Consider the following 20,173-nt stretch of genomic DNA (forward strand, 5'->3'; position numbering starts at 1 on the left):
ACTTCTCGTAATCAAACTTTTCTTTTACCATATCATGTAAATTTTAAAACATTCATTTTTGTTTACATGACACAGTTAGTTGAACACTCTCCCTGCCGGAATTCAAAACGACCAGACAGAATCGGGAGCTTACCATTCCGAATGGTAACAAGACTGCCTGGAATTGCAATAAGACCACTCGGAATTGGAACAAGACCGCCCAGAATTGGAACAAGACCAGCCGGAATTGAGACAAGACCGCCCGGAATTGCAGGAAGACCGTACTTCTGCTATTTCCTGCTGTTTTTCTGTCAAATCCCGGGCAAACGGGCAGTACTGGACCATGGATGGTGCGGTGCTTTCAGCCTTTTACGAACTCTCCCGTCCTATTATCTGTAATTGGGGCCAGCAAGCGATCGTTTTTCCCGGCCAACGACGCCACTCAACCGGGTGTTTATCAATACGATTACACAAGTTAAAACAAATTGAACTTAATAGCAACTTTAATTAAATTACGAAGAAGCCTGGGACCCCTCTTACTGGCGGGTTTTAATTGATTCGAAGGTGCGGCTAATTCTGATTCTACCGAGCTTGGTTTTGAATATGCATTTGGGGGCTAGGCAAATCAATCGCAAACCGGAGCCTGCAACACCCCAAAGGAAGTTTTTCTATTGACTTACTGATCGGATGACTTTGAGCCGTCCGATCAGTAAAATCCCGGGCTCACTGGAGATGCCACACGATGCAATCATGCGGCAGCGAAGGGCATATATTATCTATTTTGGCAACCCTTCTGTTAAGTTTAACCGTTGATATTCGGCGATTACTAATCCAACTTTTCCGTTTCAATATCAGTGGCATTGATCCAGCCTGCGCGAACCTTTTCACCAGCCATAAACCGGTTGTAAAAGTTTCGGGTAGCTGCCTCTGCATAAGGGTAATCCTCAAAACGATCGCCTTGTCCAAACATCCGTGGATCGCCTTCTGCCTTGAGTTCTGCTTCCATTTGCTCTGCCAGTTGGGCTTTAATTTCCTGGTAATCCGGCTTTGCGGCAAGGTTGCGCAGGCATTCCGGGTCATTGGATAGTTGATACAACTCTTCAGCCGGTCGTTTCCCAAAGTTCATCTCCCAAAACCAGCTTTCACCATTGGCTCTCCGGTTGTTCAGCACCCAGCTTTTAGTAGGCGATCCATCACAATTCATATATCCGGTTTCCGGGTTTCCCGAAGGCCAGCGTTCCGGATGATAATTCCTCAGATAAAGAAACTCTTTGGTCACAAGCCCGCGAATGGGGTACCCCTGATCATCAGGTCGCCCCATGTCATGACGCTCTTTTCCAATCACCATAAATTCCCGGCCGCATGCATCGGACAAATTCTCAAAAACAGGCAACAAACTCTCTCCTTCCATCGGTTGCATGGTAGGCTCCTTCACGCCGGCAACGTCCAAAAAAGTAGGGGCAAAATCGGTAAAACTCACAAAGTCATCCACCACCCGTCCCGGTTTTTCGATTCCTTGGGGCCACATAATCGCCAGCGGCAGGTGGTTCGAAAGCTCATACTCCATCCCTTTAATACGGGGAAAGGGCATTCCGTTGTCGGCGGTAACAACCACCAATGTATTTTCAAGAAGTCCCTGATCTTCCAGCATCTTCAGCATACGTTCCAGGTGCTGATCAAAATATTCAATCTCAAAAGCATAATCCAGCATATCGTAACGAACTGAATCATTGTCGGGCCAAAAGCCAAATACCTGGTCAATATCTGTTAGGCTTTTGCCCCCCTTCTCTACGCCTGCCCGAAACTCATACGCCCGATGGGGTTCAGTTGAACCATACCAAAAACAGAAGGGCTGCCCCTCTGCCCGCGCCTCCAGGAAAGTTTCAAAATTAGCTGCATAATCAATGTTCGAAATGAACCTGGCCGGCGGTGTTGTTTTCAATTGATTGAACGCAGGGCCAAGCAACTCGCGCCTTTTCCCATCAATTTCGCCCGGATTGCCCGGTGCCCAGCCTTTGGCCGTATGACCAACAAAATACCCCTGCTTTTGCAAGGCCTCGGCATAGGTCTCAAATTTCTCAGGGAAATAAGGCACATGATTCGCAGCGGCTTCCAGTTGCCAGCTGTTTCTCCCGGTAAGAATGCAGGAGCGCGAAGGAGCGCATTTGGCATTAGGCGTATAGGCGCGCGTAAACAGAAGTCCTTCGCGGGCCACGCGGTCAAAGGCCGGAGTTTTAACCCAATCACAACCGTAAGCTCCGGCATGTGGGAAAGACTGGTCATCGGCTATACAAAATAGAATATTGGGAGGCTGCTCTGTGGATTGCTCCGCCTCCTGACAAGACGAAAAACAGGTTCCCAACAGCAGGGTGCAAGAAACCAAAATCAAAGGTAAGTTTCGTTTCATAAGTTCGTTAGTATGAGTAATTGCTCCTTAAAACTAGGAACATTATTCAGAAGAAAAAACCCCTTGAAGCATGAAAACGAACAAATTCCATCTCTTTTGTGAGTGGATCGAAAAAGCATCGTTTTTCCTTTCGCGAAATCCTGACGCCACTCTTTTCCGGCAGGCAATAATCAAGAGGGATTATTCAGCTTTTACCATGGCTTTTTTTACCTTTGAATGCATTTTATAAAGCAATAATTTATGACACCCTTATTCTGGATCATTATTGGCATCCTGATTTTTGATTTCATTCTGGAACGTTGGTTGGATTACCTCAATACCACCCGTTGGAGTACTCAATTGCCCGACGAAGTAAAAGGAATTTACGATGAAGAAAAATACCGGAAGCAACAGGCTTATTCAAGAACCAATCATCGGTTTGGCATGCTAACCAGCTCTTTCAGCTTTGTGTTGCTGATGTTGATGTTCTTTTTCGAAGGGTTTGCCATTGTCAACAACTGGGCGCTATCGGTTTCCTCCAACCCCATTTGGGCAGCCCTCTTGTTCTTCGGAATCCTGATGCTAGGCTCCGACCTGCTTACCACTCCTTTCGACTGGTACAGCACGTTTGTGATTGAAGAAAAATACGGGTTCAACAAAACAACCGTGAAAACCTACCTGCTCGACAAACTAAAAGGCTGGCTGCTAGGCGCGCTCATTGGAGGCGGCTTGCTGGCGCTTATTATTTTCATTTACCTGAAAACCGGCGAGTGGTTCTGGGTGTATGTGTGGCTGGTAGTGAGTGGTTTTTCGGTTTTTATGGCCATGTTCTACTCTTCGCTTATTGTGCCGCTTTTCAACAAGCAAACGCCCCTGGAAGATGGGGAACTAAAACAAGCTATTCAGGATTTTGCCAGCAAAGTGGGCTTCAAGCTGGATAATATTTACGTGATTGATGGCAGCAAACGGTCGACCAAGGCCAATGCCTATTTTTCCGGATTAGGACCCAAAAAGCGGATTGTTCTTTACGACACCCTGATCAAAGACATGGAAATACCAGAGTTGGTAGCCGTTCTGGCTCATGAAATTGGGCATTACAAAAAGAAACATATTATCTGGAGCTTGCTGATTGGTCTGCTTCAAACCGGCTTGATGCTGTTCATCTTTTCATTGCTGATTGACAGCCCGGCACTATCGGCGGCTTTAGGGGTGGCCAAACCCAGTTTCCACATCGGGCTCATTGCTTTTGGCATTTTATACTCCCCTTTGTCGTCAATCATGGGCATTGGGATGAATCATTTATCGCGTAAGAATGAGTACGAAGCCGACGACTTTGCCGCTCAAAACTACAGCGGTGAACCACTGGCTTCAGCCTTGAAAAAACTATCGGTCAAAAACCTGAGCAACCTGCGTCCCCACCCGGCTTATGTTTTTGTCCATTATTCGCACCCGCCACTCTTGCAACGCTTGAAGGCCCTACGTGGAAAGTGATAAGAGAGGGTGAGCAAGGAAGGAAGAGAGAGAGAGAGAGAGAGTGTGTGTGTGTGTGTGATACGAAATATAAAAGACTGCAACCATTGAATGATAAAACTATGGAACCAATAAAAACACATCGAGACTTGAAAGTTTATACAAAATCTTTCGAAGCAGCCATGAGAATTTTTGTTTTATCCAAGTCTTTTCCAAAAGAGGAAGCCTATTCACTTACTGATCAAATTCGCAGATCATCGCGTTCGGTGTCCAGCAATATTTCGGAAGCTTTTCGCAGAAGAAAATACCCAAAGTCATTTACCAACAAATTAAATGAAAGTGAAGCGGAAGCAGCAAAAACTCAAAATTGGCTTGATTTTGCAGTAGCATGCAGCTATATTTCTCAGGATGACCATGAAACCTTAAATCAAGAATACGAAAACATTATTGGAATGCTAGTCAACATGCAGCGTCACCCCGACAAATGGAGCATCTGAGACTAATCTCATATTCTCAAAAGCTCACAGTCGCAGTCGCACTCACACTCGCACTTTCTCAAAATGAAAACAGGAACTAAAAGGAAATGAAAGCAGAAATTATTACCATAGGAGATGAAATCTTAATTGGTCAGGTGGTTGACACCAACTCAGCCTGGATGGGCGAACAGCTCAACCTGCACGGCATTGAGGTTTTTCAAATTACGTCGGTGCACGACAAGCACGACCACATTATGGAAGCGCTGGCCAATGCCGAAAAGCATGCCGATCTGGTGCTGATTACCGGGGGGCTTGGCCCCACCAAAGACGACATTACCAAAAAAGTGCTGTGCGATTATTTCGATTCTCAGCTGGTGCTGGATGAGTCGGTGCTGCAGCGCGTAACCGAACGCCTGACCAAACGCAATGTGGCTATGAACCAGTTGAACAAGGACCAGGCGCTGGTACCTGACAAATGCACGGTGCTCACCAATTCCACAGGAACAGCTCCGGGAATGTGGTTCGAGAAAAACGACACCATTTTTGTTTCCATGCCCGGCGTACCTTTCGAAATGAAAAGCATCATGAGTGAAGAGGTGCTTCCACGATTGGCATCCAACGGCAAAGCAAAATCAATTTATCATCAAACGGTGTTGGTTTACGGCATCCCCGAGTCCATGCTGGCCGAAAAAATTGAACACTGGGAAGAAGCTCTTCCGGATTTTATCAAACTGGCCTACCTGCCCAGCCAGCTTATGATTCGCCTTCGCCTCAGCGCCTATGGCAATCAAATGGAGCAAATGCAAACAGAAGTTCATCGGCAAATCGACCTGCTGAAACTGCTCATTCCAGAGAACATATTTGGGTACAATGGCGATACCCTGGCAGGCGTAACCGGCCAGCTGCTTGCCCGTTTGGGAGCAACCCTGAGCATTGCCGAAAGCTGCACCGGAGGTAATATTGCCCATTTGTTTACCTCCAACCCAGGCAGTTCAGCCTACCTGAAAGGTGGAATTGTCGCTTATTCCAACGAGGTGAAAACCGCCGTTTTGGGGGTGAAACCACAAACGCTGGAAGCGCATGGAGCCGTGAGCCAGGAAGTGGCCCTTGAAATGGCTCAAGGGGCACAGCAAGCGCTCCAAACCGACTATGCCATCGCCACCACAGGCATTGCCGGCCCCGATGGTGGTACGCCCGATAAGCCGGTGGGCACCGTATGGATTGCAGTTATCAGCAAACATAACATCAAACTGGAACGTTATACTTTTGCACACAACCGCGAACGAAATATTTTGCGATCGTCGCAGGCAGCCATTAACTTGTTGCGCCAACTTATTTTGACGGAGCAACCAAGTTTGGCATGATTATTTCTTGAAAAATCAGCTTTGCGCTAAAATAATTACGAGCGCTATTAAGAATATGTAACAGGTGAATAATTCATTCAACTGAAACGTTCTTAAATCGATCAGCGAACCAATACGCCAAATTAACCCAAGCGTATAGGAAGCTAAACGTTAGTACAATTAAAAAAAACAATAAAAATGAAAAAAGTAATTCTGACCGTATCGGTGATTATAATTCTGCTTCTGGCAGCAATTATCATTGTTCCAATCGCTTTTAAAGGTCCTTTGCTGCAAAAAGTAAAAACTACCATCAACAACCAGGTGAATGCCAAGGTGGAGTTCGAAGACTTCAACCTGAGTCTGTGGCGAAGTTTTCCCAGTGTCTTGATTGAGCTGGAAGGCCTGACGGTTGTTGGAACCGGCGATTTTGCCCAGGACACATTGGTAAGCATGCAATCACTGGCAACAGATATTTCCTTAAGTGATTTGTTCAAAGGCGAAGATTTCACCATTCAAAGTCTGCGTTTAAAAGAAGCGCAGGTCAACCTGCTGGCCAGCCAAACCGGCCAGGTGAACTGGGACATTGTTAAGGCCAGCGACCAGGTAGAAACGGTTGAAGAATCGGGCGAAGGCATGGCCATTTCGCTGCAGGACATCGAAGTGCGCGACTTAAGCCTGATTTACAAAGACGAAGCCTCAGCCATGGTGGTGGCCCTGATGCATGCCAACCTGGATGCCAGCGGACGCATGGAAGGAACAATTACCCACTTTGACCTGGATGCAGAAGTTGGCGAGTTTAAATTTGAATACGACTCCACCGAGTACCTGAGCAACACCGTTTTGAAAGTTAAAAGTCAGCTGATGGCCGACTACGATAAAATGAACTTTGAATTCGGAGAATCCACCCTTCATCTGAATGAGTTGCCCCTTGACCTGAGCGGACGCTTTGAAATGCCTTCGGACAGCATGTACTTCGACCTGAAGTTTAAGCAACCCCAAAGTGATTTTACGACCTTGCTGGCCATGGTACCACAGAGCTACCAAAGTTATCTGGAAGATATTAAAACCACTGGAGAAGCTGGTTTTGAAGGAATGGTAAAAGGCTGGTACTACGAAGATGACATGCCCGAAATTGACCTGCGCTTATTGGTTAAAAACGCTAGCCTGAACTACGCCGGTTCACCTGAAAAGATTGAGCAAATCTCGATGGATGGACATATCAGCAAGCCTCAGGGTGACTTTGATCTGCTGACGGTGAACGTTTCCAAAGCTCATGCGCAAATTCGCGAAAATCCGATTGACGCCCGCCTTACCATTACCACGCCCATGAGCGACCCTCAGTTTGATGCTTACTTCAACGGAAAAATCGATTTCACCCGCTTGGCTGAGATTATTCCGATGGACAGCATGGAATTGAAAGGAGTTATGGATGGTAACCTTGCCGTCAAAGGACGGATGTCAGCCATTGAAAAAGAAGATTATCAGAAAATATCATCTTCAGGTGCTGTCAACTTTAAAGATTTTAGCATTAAAACCCCACAAATTAATCAAACCGTTGAAATTAGTTCGGGCTCTTTAAAAGTGGACAACACGGCAATTACCCTTAGTTCGCTGAACGCCAAAACCGGGCAAAGTGACTTTCAGCTCAAAGGAAAACTATCGAACTACCTGCAATACTTCCTGATGGACAAAACCTTGAAAGGTGATTTCACGCTGAGTTCAAATTACCTGAACTTCAACGAGCTGGCAAACCTGATGGCAGAGGATACGGTAACAACAACAGCTGTAACAGACAGCGTTATTGCTTTCCAGGTTCCGGCTAACCTCGATTTGGCCTTCAACTCCAACATCAAGCGGGCTACTTTTGATAAAATGGACATTCAGAACATCGTTGGGTCGATTGTGGTGAAAGACCGGATGCTGGTTTTGAAACAGCTGAATATGGACATGTTGCAAGGTAAAATGACCGTAGATGGCTCCTACAAAAGTAACGATGCCAACCAACCTTTCTTCGACTTTAACATGAATATCAGCGCCATTAAAATTCCGGCGGCTTATCAGTCGTTTGGCCTGATGCAGCAGTATATCCCCATTGCGGCACGCAGCCAGGGAGACATTTCAACCCAAATAAAATTCAACGGACAGCTCAATGAAAAGCTTGAAATTATTACGTCAAGTCTGGACGGAGATGGACTTTTCAACACGCAAAACCTGCAAATCGTTGATTCCCCCACGTTCGATCAAATCAAGAATTTCATTAAAAAGGAAAAGCTGAAAAATGTTAAGGTTGATGATTTCACCGCCCACTTTAGCCTGAATAAGGGCAATGTGGAAATGAAGCCATTCAAAACAAAGATTGCCGACCAGGATGTAGACATTCACGGTAACCTTTCTGTAACAAAGGTGCTCGACCTGAAGATGGACTTTAAGGTAAACCGCGATGATTTGAGCGGGGATATTGACAATGCTCTGGGCTTTTTGCCAGGCTCGAAAAACATCACCCTCATTCCGATTACGGTAAACATTGCCGGCGATTTAACCCAACCCAAAGTATCGCTGGATTTAAGCCAGGCCAAAAAGGAAATTCAGGAAGAAGTAAAAAAGTCAACCAAAAAAGAACTGGATAAATCGGTTGAAAAAATAGGAAACCAATTAAAGAAGTTATTTAACTAACTCAGGCTGTTGCCAAGTCTCTTAAAGCCTATTCGAAGATAGGCTTTAAGAGACTTTTTTAAATCAATAAACCAAACTAACCATGAAAAAAACAATTCTCCTGCTGCCACTGGCAGCAATGCTGGCCTGCGGGCAAGTGCCGAAAGATTCCAGCGCCCCCTTAAGCTCAGGCAATCCGATAGCCGAAGGCTGGTATGCCGACCCCGAAGTCGCGATTTTAAACAATCAGTACTGGATTTTTCCAACTTATTCGGCCAAATATGAAGAACAGGTTTTTCTCGACGCTTTTTCTTCAGATGATCTGGTTAACTGGACCAAGCACGAACACGTGATTGACACCGGGATTGTAAGCTGGGTGCACAAAGCCATGTGGGCCCCATCCATTATTGAAAAGGACAACAAGTATTACTTGTTTTTTGCCGGGAATGACATTCAAAATGAATCCGGCCCCTTGTACGATGCCAAGCTGGGTGACAAAAACAAGCAGGGCGGAATTGGTGTTTGCGTGGCTGATAAGCCCGAGGGCCCCTACTCCGATTTGCTGGGAAAACCACTGATTCAGGAGTTTTACAACGGCGCCCAACCCATCGATCAATTTGTATTTAAAGCCTTGGATGGCAAGTACTACCTGGTTTATGGCGGCTGGGGCCATTGCAACATCGCACAAGTCAGCGATGACTTCACCCAACTCATTCCTTTTGAAAATGGTGAAATGGTTCGGGAAATTACGCCGGAAGGCTATGTGGAAGGCCCAACCTTCTTTATTCGCAACGGTCAGTATTATTTCATGTGGTCCGAAGGTGGCTGGGGCAATTCCACCTATAAAGTGGCTTATGCCATTGCCGACAGTCCGTTTGGCCCTTTCGAGCGCATGGCCACGGTCTTGGAGCAAGATCCGGATATTGCCACCGGAGCCGGTCACCATTCGGTTCTTAATATTCCCGGAACTGATGACTGGTACATCATTTATCATCGTCGGCCAATTCCGAACCAGGACCGCGACCATCGGGTGATTTGTATCGACCGCATGTACTTCAACGAAGATGGAACCATTCAACCCGTGAAAATGACTTTTGAAGGAGTCAAACAACGTACACTCCCTTCGAGCTAACAAATAGGTAACACTGCATTTCAACAGGAACTGGCAAAAGAACAGCCTGTTGAAATGCGTTTTCGCTCTCCTCCCCCGTTCTTCCGTACAAAACTTTTGGAGTTTGTTCTTCTTTAAACTTGTTTTCGTAGCTTTGCAACGCAATAAAAAAACAATCTCATGGACGAAGACCCTGGTCATCAGAAAAACGAATTATTAACCTCGTTGTAGGAGGGCCGGCTGCCTCCTGCGCAAGAATTAAAAGGAGGCAAAATCATGCTTAAAATCTTCAAAAGCTTTGGTGGTTACGTGCAAATCCCAAAAGCTGAAAATGGCTGCTGGATCAATGTTGTTCAGCCATCTCAAGACGAAATCAATCGCATTCAGACCGAATTTAATGTTCCTGCTGACATCATTCAGGATATTCTTGACGTGGACGAACGACCGCGCTATGAGGTTGATGAAGATTGGTCGCTGATCATTCTGCGCATTCCGGTGGAAAGCCCGTCCAATGGCGTGCCGTATTATACCGTTCCGCTGGGCATTTTCCGAACAGAAAACTTAACCATTACCTTGTGTTCAGCCCCCAATGAGGTGCTTCCTGTTGATAAGCCCGCGCTGTACCGGGGACAAGGCCTGTTGGTTCATGATGATTTGAATTTTGTAATCAAGCTGTTTCTGCGCTCCGGAAGCACTTACCTGCGCTACTTGAAACAAATAAACCAGCAGACCGCACTTATTGAAAATGAACTGGAAAAATCCATTCGAAATAAAGAGCTGAATAAGCTGCTGAAGATGGAAAAATGCCTGGTCTTTTTCATTACTTCACTAAAAGCCAATGAAATAGTACTCGCTAAACTTCGCAATGCACTGAAAAAAGACATTACGGAGTTGAACGAAGATTTGCTGGAAGATGCCATCATTGAGAACAAGCAGGCTCTGGAAATGTCGCAGATTTATTCTGATATTCAGAGCGGAATGATGGACGCATTTGCTTCGGTTATTTCCAACAACCTGAACGTGGTGATGAAACAGCTGGCTTCCATTTCCATCATCCTGATGATTCCAACCTTGATTGCCAGTTTATACGGAATGAATGTTCCCAATCATCTGGAGGACAATCCCTGGGCCTTTTTCTTTGTCATCTTAATTTCGGCCTTCCTGGCACTGGTGGGGATTATTATCTTCCGAAAGAAAGATTTATTCTGAACTCAATTGATTATCTTTCTTGGTAACGGACAAGCAAGATTTTCAGCAACTTAGCGAATACGAAAGTTGAGCGCCTCCCTTTTCGATGCCGGGGATCATTGGTTTGCCAACTAACGCAAAGACCTCTGAAGGTTGAATTCAGAGGTCTTTGTATTTTTGGGGTAGTCGATTTTAGTCTTCCCGAAAATTCCCGGCAAGCTTGTTACAGCGAGTCACGCCAAATGAGTTTGGGAGGTAGTGTTTCAAACACTTTCTGCTTGTTGCCAACAAAATGGGCCGCCTTCCGCCCCATCTCTTCAAAATCGACCGAGATCACGGTTATACCGTTGCCCACAATCTCTTTCATCGGAGAATCATTGTAGGAAATCAGTCCAACATCTTTTCCCAACACCAGCCCTTGACGTTTGCAGGATTTGATGATATAAACCAAATCATCCTCTTTAATCACCAGGTAAGCCTGACCACGTTCGATGCTCTTATTTTTGATGCGGGAAATAACAGCATGCTTCAGCTTATTCTCCTGACAAAAGCCTTTAAAGGTATCAATTGCCACCCGTGGGTGCGGGGTCGATTCCGGAAAGACCAGGTTAAACTCGTCATAAGTCGCAATTCGTTCCAAACCTTGCTGCAGGCAGTTGTAAAAGGCTTGTTCAAAATCCTGCACAATGTAGGCTATTTCACGATCAGCTGGTTTTCCCATATCCAGAATTAACAGCTTGTTCGGGTCAATTTTCCGAACCACCTTTTCAATGCGGTCATTCTGAATATTCATTACCACATACATGCTGTATCTGCCCAAACTATTCAAAATAAGCTGTTCAAACACATCCGGATTGTAATGATGAAACAGCAAATCAACCGTGTAATTCTCTGGTAAAATCGTTCGAAAGCTGGTGTAAAGTTGCTCTTTAAACGCACTAAAGTCATCCAGCAACACCATTACTTTAAATGACTCATGGCTTACAAAATAGCCTTTGGTTGGTGTTGACGAAATTACACTGCGCTGCTTCAATGTGGTGTACGCCTTAAAAACAGTATCCCGGGACAAACCGCTTTCGCGGCTGAGTTTATTAACCGATGGCAAAAAATCGCCTTCATTCAAAACGCCACTGCTAATTGCTTCATTAATAGCATGAATCAATTGCTGCATTTTGGTCTGCGATGACGATTCATCCAACTTAAATGTAAATTCCATACTTCTATAATTAATACGCCCCCACTTTGTGCCTCCCAATAAACAAGCCTCAAAAACACATCAATCCAAATGCACTTTCAGGCATCGGTAGCCATAAATACCAATTACCACAAAGCAAATAAAGGGCAAAATGAAAGAGAAATTAACGGCTGGCAACCAGGCAATCGTTCCCTGGTCGATAATCAACCCTTGCAACGGCGGCATTAAAGCACCGCCCACAATGGCCATCACCAAACCGGCAGCCCCAAGGGTAGCATCATCTCCAAGACCATGAAGAGCAATCCCGTAAATTGTTGGAAACATCAGCGACATAAAAGCCGAAGTAGCCACCAGCAAATACAGGCCGGGCATTCCCTGAATCAGAATCACTCCCGTTGTTGTCAGCATTCCTCCAACTGCAAATAAAGTCAGCATTAGCCGGGCATTCAAATATTTCATCAAAAAAGTACTGATAAAACGGCTCATAATAAAGATGGCCATCGCAACAATGTTGTAACGTTGTGCCTCAGCTTTGGGTATTCCCAGGTTGTCAGCATACTGAATGATAAAAGTCCAGCACATGATTTGTGCACCCACGTAAAACACCTGGGCAATCACGCCTTCACGGTATTTGGCATTTTTGATTAGCCGCTTGAAGATGTCTTTGGCATGAATGGTATGATCGGCTTTGGCACGGGTTGGCATTTTCGCCATGGCAATAACCACAAACATGAAGATGACAAAAAAGCCAAGTATAACATACGGATTACGAATAATCTGCAAATCCTGGGTACGAATGGCGGCCTTTTCAGCGGCTCCCAGGGTTTCAAAGATCAGGTTGCCGGCAGCATCCCGCTTATCCGACTCCAGCGATGACAGAATCAGCTGTGAAGCAACAAACATCCCCAAGATGGATCCCATGGGATTAAACGACTGCGCCAGATTCAAACGTCTGGTAGCCGTTTCTTCCGGTCCCATAGCCAAAATATAAGGATTGGCAGTTGTTTCCAAAAAAGCCAGACCGAAGGTTAAAATATACAGGGAAACCAGAAAAAATCCGAACACCTCGTACTGCGCAGCCGGAAAAAACAACAGCGCTCCAATGGCATATAAGGCCAGCCCAATAAGGATCCCCACCTTGTAGCTATAGCGTTTTATAATTAATGCCGCAGGAATTGCCATGGTGGCGTAGCCCCCGTAAAAGGCAAACTGCACCAAGGCAGCCTTGGCATTGGAAATTTCCATCACTGTTTTGAAAGCAGCCACCATCGGGTTTGTAATGTCGTTGGCAAAGCCCCACAAGGCAAAAAGGCTGGTTATTAGAATGAAGGGGACGAGTAGTTCCGAAGGAACAACTTTATGTTTTGTTTTCACGTTTAGTTTGATTTTAGTTTGTTTGGTTTATAAATTCGTTGTTTCGACCTATAGTTTTGATTTAATGGTTTGAATTGAAACACCCAACAGTTTTTCAGCAATTGGATTTAAAGCTGCTTCATCTCCTTCAAAATGAAATGTTCGCTGGAAATGCATTTTTACCTCCCCTGCTTTCAACGCAGCTGCAGAAGAGGATGATTCTAACTCATAAAACGGCCCCAATTGACTGCCATCCGCCAGAGGACCATCATTGTAGGCATTAATGGCATCGCCTTTAAATGGTTCGGCCTGGACTTCCTCCCACGAAGAATTGACATAGTCTGCTGAGGTTGAATCCAGGGAGCACAACAGGATGGTCAGGCACTGATTTTGAGCATCATAACTCCCCAAAACCGGCAAGGCTCGTTGGGGTGAAATGCCAATCTTGCTGCGGTGTTTCCCATCAGCTTTCAAATACACAGCCACATCGTCAACAGCAATGCGGTCTTCTGGAACTTTTCCAAAGTAATCATCCGTAACGACAGTCCCTTCACCATCTTTTTTGTAAGGAACCACCAAGGTCACTTCGGGCGAGGGTTGGTACATGGACAGCATCCAGATAGATGGCATGCCTGTTTCCTTATTCCATTCAGTAGCACCGGTATTCTTAAGCTGATTCAGCGATTCGTAAGCGACCACACGAACAGATTCATCCAGCTGAATAGGCAGAAACTCTTCCAGCTCAATCGGGTCAATAATACTTACCCGCCGGGTAATTTCCATGGCAAACTCGTTTCCGGAATAGTTGGTTAGGTCAAAACTTTTCCGAAAAGTCGCCGTTTCCTGGTTGGCTTCAATCACATCCCAAGGCATCGAATCAATAGCCGCTGGCACCCGCCAGTTTCCCATGGTCATGGGTTTGCCCGGCTCAAAGTAAAACGAAAATTGTCCTCCTTCGGGGCCAATCCAAAAACGCTCTTCTCCTCCAAAAGGGTTAAATTGTTCCGACAACTCGCTGCTTCCCAGCAAATCGTGGTTGATCCATCCAAAAGAGTAGCCCGCTTCACCCGAGGTCGTGCTGGTCATTACCCGACCTTGGAATTCGGGGACCACCACTAAACGTGATGATCCCGCTACCAATTCTATTGTTGAATAATGTTCTTGAAGTTGTGTTAAATCATAGCCATACTGGCCTTTATGAAATTCCATAGGTTTCGTCTTTCTGTTATTATCGTTGCAAGACCAATTGGTTGCCATTAATGAAACAGCTAAAATGCCAATTATTATTGAAACGACTCCATGTTTCATAACAAAAATATTAAACAATATAGTTATCCATAATTTGGACCATACGTTTGGCAAGCTTTGTAATCCGCAGCTTCCTTGTCCATTCCGAATGAAGCCCATGCACTTGGACGGAAGATGTCTTTTTCATCCACATTGTGCATTGAAACCGGAATCCGCAGGATTGAAGCCAGGGTAATCAAGTCAGCTCCAATATGACCATAGCTGATTGCACCGTGATTGGCTCCCCAATTGGCCATGACGCTATAGACGTCTTTAAAGGCATCAGAATCATTCAAGCGTGGCACAAACCAAGTTGTAGGCCAGGTTGGATCGGTGCGTTCATCCAGTACGGCATGAACATCTTCAGGCAGTTCAACCGTCCAACCTTCAGCAATTTGAAGCACTGGTCCTAAGCCTTTCACCAGGTTAACGCGTGACATGGTCACAGGCATTTTTCCGGCCGTTTTAAATTGCGAAGAATAGCCACCACCACGGAAATATCCCAGACTTGCCGGGCACCAGCGCGTATTGTCCAAACAAGCTTGTGCCTCATCTTCTGTTACATTCCAGTATGGTTTCATAACCGGATTGCCCTCTTCATCTTTTTGTTGAGCCGTAGCATCCAAAGTTGTTGATCCGGAGTTGATCAGGTGAATCACACCATCGCGAGCCAGCCCGGTAAGTTCTTTTCCGGTAACACGCTTAACCGCTTCCGGGCTCCAGTAGGTACGAACATCAGAGAAAATCTGGGCGGTATTGGTCAATAAATGGCCAAACAACATGGGAACAGCATTCAGGCTATCGTTCTCTGTTGCAAAGATAAATGCTTCACGCAAACCATTCCAGTCAAAGGATGAATTCAGAATAGCTTCTGTAAAATCAGCATTCGGATAGTAGTCTGTCCACTGACGTTGTCCCTGGAAACCACCTGCAATGGCGTTATGTCCGCGGGCTTCTTCACCAAAGCCAAGCTCTGCCAGTTTCGGATTACCAATCATCAGGTCGCGGCAGATCAGGGTCATTTTAACCACAGTTTCCCATTCCCAGTCTTTACGTTCACGATCACGTTGTTTGTCCGGTGCATTGCGATCCTCGCCTTCCTGGCAATTTTCTTTCACCCAAGCCAACGCTTTTTCAAACTCTTCCCGATCATAAATACCTTCATCCATCCGACGAATTACTTCTAACGACTCCACAAACTCTGTTCGCATGCCTAAGTAATCCTGAAAGAAATTGGCGTCCACCATGGAACCGGCAATTCCCATGGACGTGTAGCCCAACGACAGATAAGATTTGCCTTTCATTTGTGCTGAAGCCAGGGCTGCTTTTGTAAATCGGAGGATTTTTTCGCGCACATCATCCGGAATTGAGGTATCATCAGAATCCTGTACATCGCGGCCATAAATACCAAAAGCCGGTAAGCCTTTTTGAGTGTATCCTGCCAATGCTGCAGCCAGGTAAACGGCTCCAGGGCGTTCTGTTCCATTAAAACCCCACACAGCTTTGGGAATAAGCGGGTCGGTATCCATCACTTCGGAACCATAGCACCAGCAAGGCGTTACAGTCAGGGAAACTCCTACGCCTTCGCGGCTGAATTTATCGGCACAACGAGCAGCATCAGCCACACCACCAATCGTGGTATCCGCAATTACACATTCCACCTTTTCGCCAGAGGGGAAACGCAGGTTTTCTTCAATTAATTGAGCGGCTGCTTTAGCCATATTCATCGTCTGAACCTCAAGTGATTCGCGAACTCCGCGCTCACGTCCATCAATCGTAGGACGAATTCCAACTTTAGGCAACCGGCCGATTAAGCGATTTTTCATAGTCTTTTGTGTTTTTATTAGTTTATTGTATTGTGCTGTACTGTGCTGCTAAATTAAAAAGAATTCGATATAAAAAAGATGTTGGATAACATGCATCAAATAGCTAGATTTGTACATATATTAATTCACATCTATGCGTCTATTTAAACTCGAACTCCATTGGCAAATCCTGATTGCCCTTATTCTTTCTATCTTTTATGGTATTCTATTTCCAACCCAGTACACCTTCAACCAAGAAACAATCAGTTATTTAGAAAAGAAGCTCCTTTCAAAGGAAGTTGTCACTAAAATAGAATCCAACAAAGGAGCCGAGTTCAGCACGCTGAATGAATTCAACACAAACCTGAAACGCATTCTAACTGCGGAAGAGTTTGAAGCTCATAAAAATACGATTCAAAAGGCCAGTTACGACAACCCGCAGGTAAATGCCATTAGCTGGATGGGTGATCTGTTTTTACGATCCTTAAAAATGCTAATTATTCCACTCATTTTGAGTTCGCTGATTTCCGGGATTACTAACATTGGAACGGGTAAAAACCTGGGGCGCTTAGGACTTAAAACAATGGGCTATTATGTGCTTACATCGCTGCTGGCCATTGTTACAGGCCTGTTTTTTGTGAACTTATTCAAGCCCGGTGTTGGTGCCGACTTAAATTTTCAGCAACATGTAGAAGGGTTGGTCGACAAGCAGCGATCTTTTCGCGATATCCTGATTGAGATTGTTCCGGAGAATATCTTCCGGGCTTTCAATCAAAGCGATATGCTTTCCATCATCTTCTTTGCCGTATTGTTTGGCTTTTTCATTACCAAAGCAGATCTTGTCAACCGGGAAATTCTGAAGAAGGCATTCAACGCGCTGTTTGATGTGATGATGAAAATCACACTCTTCATCATCAAATTCACTCCGCTTGGAATTTTTGGAATTGTTGCCAAGGTGATTGCCGACCAGGATGATTTAACCAGCCTGATGTCGCGTATGGGAATTTATATGGGTACGGTAATTCTGGCCTTGGGAGTTCATTTCTTTATCAGCATCCCTCTTCTATTAAAAGTCCTGGGAAAAATAAATCCTCTAAAGCATTTCAGAAACATGACCACTCCCCTGCTAACAGCCTTTTCAACTTCTTCATCAGGAGCCACACTCCCGCTAACGATTGAGGCCGTTGAATCCAAGTCCGGCGTGTCGAACAAAATTAGCAGTTTTACTTTACCCCTGGGGGCCACGATTAATATGGATGGAACAGCGCTTTATGAATGTGTGGCAGCCATTTTTATTGCCCAAGCGTACGGACAGCATCTGAGCATTGGGCAACAGGCCATTATCGTGACAACCGCTTTGCTTGCCTCCATTGGCGCTGCGGCCATTCCTATGGCCGGATTGGTAATGATTAGTGTAATTCTGGCTGCAGTCGGACTTCCGCTTGAAGGAATTGGCTTAGTCCTTGCCGTTGATCGAATTTTAGACATGTTTCGCACAGCAACTAACGTGTGGAGTGATAGTTGTGGAGCCGTTTTAATTGCTAAAAGCGAAGGCGAAACACTTCAGGTTTAGTCTTCCTTGTAAAACTCGTTTAAGGAAATAATTTCAGAAGAATGACAAACCGGACAGTTCTCTTCCGAACTGGCCATATTGAATTTAGCGTTACACGCGTTGCAACGATACCAGTTTTCATCAAACTGAAAGTTTCCGCCACGAATCAACAAGTCTTTACCTTCAACCATGGCTTGGGCAACTTTGTTGCGCGCCGACTCATAAATACGAGTCAGTGTTGGGCGCGAAACATCCATGCATACGGCGGCCTCTTCCTGGGTCAGATTATCATAGTCCAGTAATTTGATGGACTCATATTCTTCAAAGAAAAGCACAACTTGTTCTGCTCTGTTTTTAGGCCCGAACACCGAGAATCCCTTCACCGAAGGCGGAGCCAATAGTCGACGTTGTCGTTTTTTACGAGGCATCTAATTATGATTTATTTTACTCAACAAATAATGATCAGCAATAACCAAGGCTGCCATTGCTTCTACAATGGGGACAGCACGTGGTAACACACAGGGATCATGACGACCTTTGGGATTGATCGTTATTTCATTTTCATCTTTATCGACCGTCTGCTGCTCTTTCAGCAAAGTCGCAATGGGCTTAAAGGCCACATTGAAATAAATATCCTCTCCATTGGAAATTCCTCCTTGGATTCCTCCGGAGTTATTGGTTTTTGTACGTATGCCTTTTTCTGACTTGACAAACACATCATTGTGCTCAGAACCACTCAGGCGGGTACCGTCAAAACCAGAGCCATATTCAAAGCCTTTTACAGCATTAATTCCCAACATGGCATGGCCTAAATCGGCATGTAACTTGTTAAAAACCGGTTCGCCCAAACCAACCGGAACGCCTTGCACAACGCCTTGAACCACACCACCAACAGTATCGTGATTTTTGCCGGCCAGTTCAATGCGAGCAATCATTTTATCAGCAGTTTCCGGATCGGGACAACGAACAATATTACTTTCGGTCTGGTTCAAATCCAGTTCCTGATAGCTTTTGGTCAATTCAATATCGCCTACCCGCTGCACAAAGGCATGAATGTTAATACCCACTTGTTTCAGCATCAACTTGGCAATGGAACCGGCTACTACGCGGGCAATAGTTTCGCGGGCCGAAGAGCGGCCTCCACCACGATGATCGCGGCTTCCATATTTCTTCAGATACGTGTAATCGGCATGCGATGGCCGGAAAACATCTTTCAGATTGTTGTAATCATTGGAATGTTGATCCTTATTTCGAATTAAAAAACCTATGGGAGTTCCCTGGGTTTTTCCTTCAAAAATACCGGATAGAAACTCTACCTGATCCGACTCCTGACGTTGGGTGGTAATTTTTGACTGACCGGGTTTTCTTCGATCCAGCTCATGCTGAATAAAATCCAGGTCGATTTCAATACCAGCAGGGCAGCCGTCAATAATACCACCAATTCCAACTCCATGGGATTCCCCAAACGAGGTTAATCTGAAAATTTGTCCAAAGCTATTCATGCTTATGATAAAAAAATATTGCTCCTGAATGTTCAGGAGCAATCGTGAGAATTCGTTTTATTTCTTAGCAACCGCAACCGCAGTCACCTTGATTTGCTCCTTCTGTTGAGCAGCCTTCTTCTTCGCAGCCACAGCCACCGCTGTTACATCCGCAGCCGGCACCTTGCACAGTTGCTGCAATTTCCTCATCAGTAGCATCGCGCACTTCCAGTACTTTACCCGTAAAGAACAAATCTTCTCCAGCCAAAGGATGGTTGAAATCCATTTTTACGTTTTCATCGGTAATTTCTAGTACCAAGCCGTTCATGCGTTGACCACTGGCACTCATCATTGGAACCGTGTTACCAACTTTAATGATTTCATCGTCAAATTTTCCTTCCACCAAAAACAGGTGTTTCGGAAGATCAACAATCGCATTTTCATCGATCTGCCCGTAGGCTTCTTCGCATGAAAGATTTATATTGAAGTCGTTACCTTGCTCAAGCCCTTCTAACAGCTCTTCAAACTTAGGCATCATCAAACCAGCACCATAAACAAAGTTTAGTGGTTTCTCAGCCGTTGCTTGTTCAATCAATTCTCCGTTCGCTCCTTCGATTCTTAGATCGTAAGTCAAAGAAACCATTTTGTTTTTAGTAATCGCCATTTTAAACTATTTAGATTGATTTTGAATAATTAGTGCAAAGAAATAAAAAACATTCATATAATGAAAGGTGCCTCTTTGCTCCAACTTGCACATTTAATGATAACATCATAAAATTCGGTTGGTTTAATTCTCTAGTCAATAATTTATAAAACTTAATATTCAATATTAACTATTTATGAATAATTCCTTTTCGGGAAGCTAATTCGGAACTTTTATTGGCCTATTTGGTTG

The 20,173-nt window shown here is 45.0% G+C and carries 16 protein-coding genes; 8 read left to right on the forward strand and 8 right to left on the reverse strand.

Going from position 1 to position 20,173, the window contains the following annotated elements:
- Positions 1-184 precede the first annotated feature (184 nt).
- The gene (locus ACRD6K_RS13550) at positions 185-490 is read left to right on the forward strand and encodes a hypothetical protein (protein WP_430973671.1); all 306 of its coding nucleotides are present in this window, start codon (positions 185-187) and stop codon (positions 488-490) included.
- A gap of 315 nt (positions 491-805) precedes the next feature.
- Here the strand turns inward: ACRD6K_RS13550 and ACRD6K_RS13555 are convergent, their stop codons facing one another.
- Positions 806-2,386 (reverse strand): sulfatase family protein, encoded by a 1,581-nt coding sequence (locus ACRD6K_RS13555; protein ID WP_430973672.1) that lies wholly within the window; start codon positions 2,384-2,386, stop codon positions 806-808.
- 240 nt (positions 2,387-2,626) lie between these two features.
- Here ACRD6K_RS13555 and ACRD6K_RS13560 point away from each other — a divergent pair, with 240 nt between their 5' ends.
- From ACRD6K_RS13560 to ACRD6K_RS13585, 6 genes are all read left to right on the forward strand, one after another.
- Positions 2,627-3,856 (forward strand): M48 family metallopeptidase, encoded by a 1,230-nt coding sequence (locus tag ACRD6K_RS13560; protein ID WP_430973673.1) that lies wholly within the window; start codon positions 2,627-2,629, stop codon positions 3,854-3,856.
- Positions 3,857-3,957: 101 nt separating this feature from the next.
- The gene (locus ACRD6K_RS13565) at positions 3,958-4,332 is read left to right on the forward strand and encodes a four helix bundle protein (RefSeq protein WP_430973674.1); all 375 of its coding nucleotides are present in this window, start codon (positions 3,958-3,960) and stop codon (positions 4,330-4,332) included.
- 86 nt (positions 4,333-4,418) lie between these two features.
- Positions 4,419-5,675 (forward strand): competence/damage-inducible protein A, encoded by a 1,257-nt coding sequence (locus tag ACRD6K_RS13570; protein WP_430973675.1) that lies wholly within the window; start codon positions 4,419-4,421, stop codon positions 5,673-5,675.
- Between the two features lie 177 nt (positions 5,676-5,852).
- Positions 5,853-8,327 (forward strand): AsmA family protein, encoded by a 2,475-nt coding sequence (locus ACRD6K_RS13575; protein WP_430973676.1) that lies wholly within the window; start codon positions 5,853-5,855, stop codon positions 8,325-8,327.
- 82 nt (positions 8,328-8,409) lie between these two features.
- Positions 8,410-9,438 carry a glycoside hydrolase family 43 protein gene (locus ACRD6K_RS13580; RefSeq protein ID WP_430973677.1) on the forward strand — a complete coding sequence of 343 codons (1,029 nt, stop codon included), beginning with the start codon at positions 8,410-8,412 and terminating at the stop codon, positions 9,436-9,438.
- Positions 9,439-9,693: 255 nt separating this feature from the next.
- Positions 9,694-10,626 carry a magnesium transporter CorA family protein gene (locus ACRD6K_RS13585; protein WP_299580645.1) on the forward strand — a complete coding sequence of 311 codons (933 nt, stop codon included), beginning with the start codon at positions 9,694-9,696 and terminating at the stop codon, positions 10,624-10,626.
- 202 nt (positions 10,627-10,828) lie between these two features.
- On the opposite strand, the gene ACRD6K_RS13590 is transcribed toward ACRD6K_RS13585, so the two are convergent.
- The 4 genes from ACRD6K_RS13590 to ACRD6K_RS13605 form a co-directional block, all read right to left on the reverse strand.
- Positions 10,829-11,821, reverse strand: coding sequence for a GntR family transcriptional regulator (locus ACRD6K_RS13590; RefSeq protein WP_430973678.1), 993 nt, complete (start codon positions 11,819-11,821; stop codon positions 10,829-10,831).
- Positions 11,822-11,881: 60 nt separating this feature from the next.
- Positions 11,882-13,174, reverse strand: coding sequence for an L-fucose:H+ symporter permease (gene fucP, locus ACRD6K_RS13595; RefSeq protein WP_430973679.1), 1,293 nt, complete (start codon positions 13,172-13,174; stop codon positions 11,882-11,884).
- 48 nt (positions 13,175-13,222) lie between these two features.
- On the reverse strand, positions 13,223-14,362 hold the full coding sequence (locus ACRD6K_RS13600) for a DUF6786 family protein (RefSeq protein WP_430973680.1): 1,140 nt from the start codon (positions 14,360-14,362) through the stop codon (positions 13,223-13,225).
- A 122-nt stretch (positions 14,363-14,484) separates the two neighbouring features.
- Entirely contained in the window at positions 14,485-16,266 is a 1,782-nt protein-coding gene (locus ACRD6K_RS13605; RefSeq protein WP_430973681.1) for an L-fucose isomerase, read from the reverse strand.
- A gap of 133 nt (positions 16,267-16,399) precedes the next feature.
- On the opposite strand from ACRD6K_RS13605, the gene ACRD6K_RS13610 reads away from it, so the two are divergent.
- Positions 16,400-17,818, forward strand: a complete 1,419-nt coding sequence (locus ACRD6K_RS13610; RefSeq protein WP_430973682.1) for a dicarboxylate/amino acid:cation symporter — start codon at positions 16,400-16,402, stop codon at positions 17,816-17,818.
- Here the strand turns inward: ACRD6K_RS13610 and ACRD6K_RS13615 are convergent.
- The 3 genes from ACRD6K_RS13615 to ACRD6K_RS13625 form a co-directional block, all read right to left on the reverse strand.
- Positions 17,815-18,225, reverse strand: a complete 411-nt coding sequence (locus ACRD6K_RS13615; RefSeq protein WP_299580663.1) for a DUF134 domain-containing protein — start codon at positions 18,223-18,225, stop codon at positions 17,815-17,817. The genes ACRD6K_RS13610 and ACRD6K_RS13615 overlap by 4 nt on opposite strands.
- Positions 18,226-19,299: a chorismate synthase gene (aroC, locus tag ACRD6K_RS13620; RefSeq protein WP_430973683.1), complete on the reverse strand. Its 1,074-nt coding sequence runs from the start codon at positions 19,297-19,299 to the stop codon at positions 18,226-18,228.
- A 64-nt stretch (positions 19,300-19,363) separates the two neighbouring features.
- The gene (locus ACRD6K_RS13625; protein WP_299580669.1) at positions 19,364-19,942 is read right to left on the reverse strand and encodes an FKBP-type peptidyl-prolyl cis-trans isomerase; all 579 of its coding nucleotides are present in this window, start codon (positions 19,940-19,942) and stop codon (positions 19,364-19,366) included.
- Positions 19,943-20,173: the final 231 nt, after the last annotated feature.

Source organism: Sunxiuqinia rutila, from assembly GCF_050589705.1.
GTDB lineage: Bacteria > Bacteroidota > Bacteroidia > Bacteroidales > Prolixibacteraceae > Sunxiuqinia > Sunxiuqinia rutila.

What these genes read in the sequence shown, in the direction of transcription:
- ACRD6K_RS13555 (WP_430973672.1), bottom strand. Translation starts at nt 2,386, where the DNA reads ATGAAACGAAACTTACCTTTGATTTTGGTTTCTTGCACCCTGCTGTTG.
- ACRD6K_RS13560 (WP_430973673.1), top strand. Translation starts at nt 2,627, where the DNA reads ATGACACCCTTATTCTGGATCATTATTGGCATCCTGATTTTTGATTTC.
- ACRD6K_RS13565 (WP_430973674.1), top strand. Translation starts at nt 3,958, where the DNA reads ATGGAACCAATAAAAACACATCGAGACTTGAAAGTTTATACAAAATCT.
- ACRD6K_RS13570 (WP_430973675.1), top strand. Translation starts at nt 4,419, where the DNA reads ATGAAAGCAGAAATTATTACCATAGGAGATGAAATCTTAATTGGTCAG.
- ACRD6K_RS13575 (WP_430973676.1), top strand. Translation starts at nt 5,853, where the DNA reads ATGAAAAAAGTAATTCTGACCGTATCGGTGATTATAATTCTGCTTCTG.
- ACRD6K_RS13580 (WP_430973677.1), top strand. Translation starts at nt 8,410, where the DNA reads ATGAAAAAAACAATTCTCCTGCTGCCACTGGCAGCAATGCTGGCCTGC.
- ACRD6K_RS13585 (WP_299580645.1), top strand. Translation starts at nt 9,694, where the DNA reads ATGCTTAAAATCTTCAAAAGCTTTGGTGGTTACGTGCAAATCCCAAAA.
- ACRD6K_RS13590 (WP_430973678.1), bottom strand. Translation starts at nt 11,821, where the DNA reads ATGGAATTTACATTTAAGTTGGATGAATCGTCATCGCAGACCAAAATG.
- ACRD6K_RS13600 (WP_430973680.1), bottom strand. Translation starts at nt 14,362, where the DNA reads ATGGAATTTCATAAAGGCCAGTATGGCTATGATTTAACACAACTTCAA.
- ACRD6K_RS13605 (WP_430973681.1), bottom strand. Translation starts at nt 16,266, where the DNA reads ATGAAAAATCGCTTAATCGGCCGGTTGCCTAAAGTTGGAATTCGTCCT.
- ACRD6K_RS13610 (WP_430973682.1), top strand. Translation starts at nt 16,400, where the DNA reads ATGCGTCTATTTAAACTCGAACTCCATTGGCAAATCCTGATTGCCCTT.
- ACRD6K_RS13615 (WP_299580663.1), bottom strand. Translation starts at nt 18,225, where the DNA reads ATGCCTCGTAAAAAACGACAACGTCGACTATTGGCTCCGCCTTCGGTG.
- aroC (WP_430973683.1), bottom strand. Translation starts at nt 19,299, where the DNA reads ATGAATAGCTTTGGACAAATTTTCAGATTAACCTCGTTTGGGGAATCC.
- ACRD6K_RS13625 (WP_299580669.1), bottom strand. Translation starts at nt 19,942, where the DNA reads ATGGCGATTACTAAAAACAAAATGGTTTCTTTGACTTACGATCTAAGA.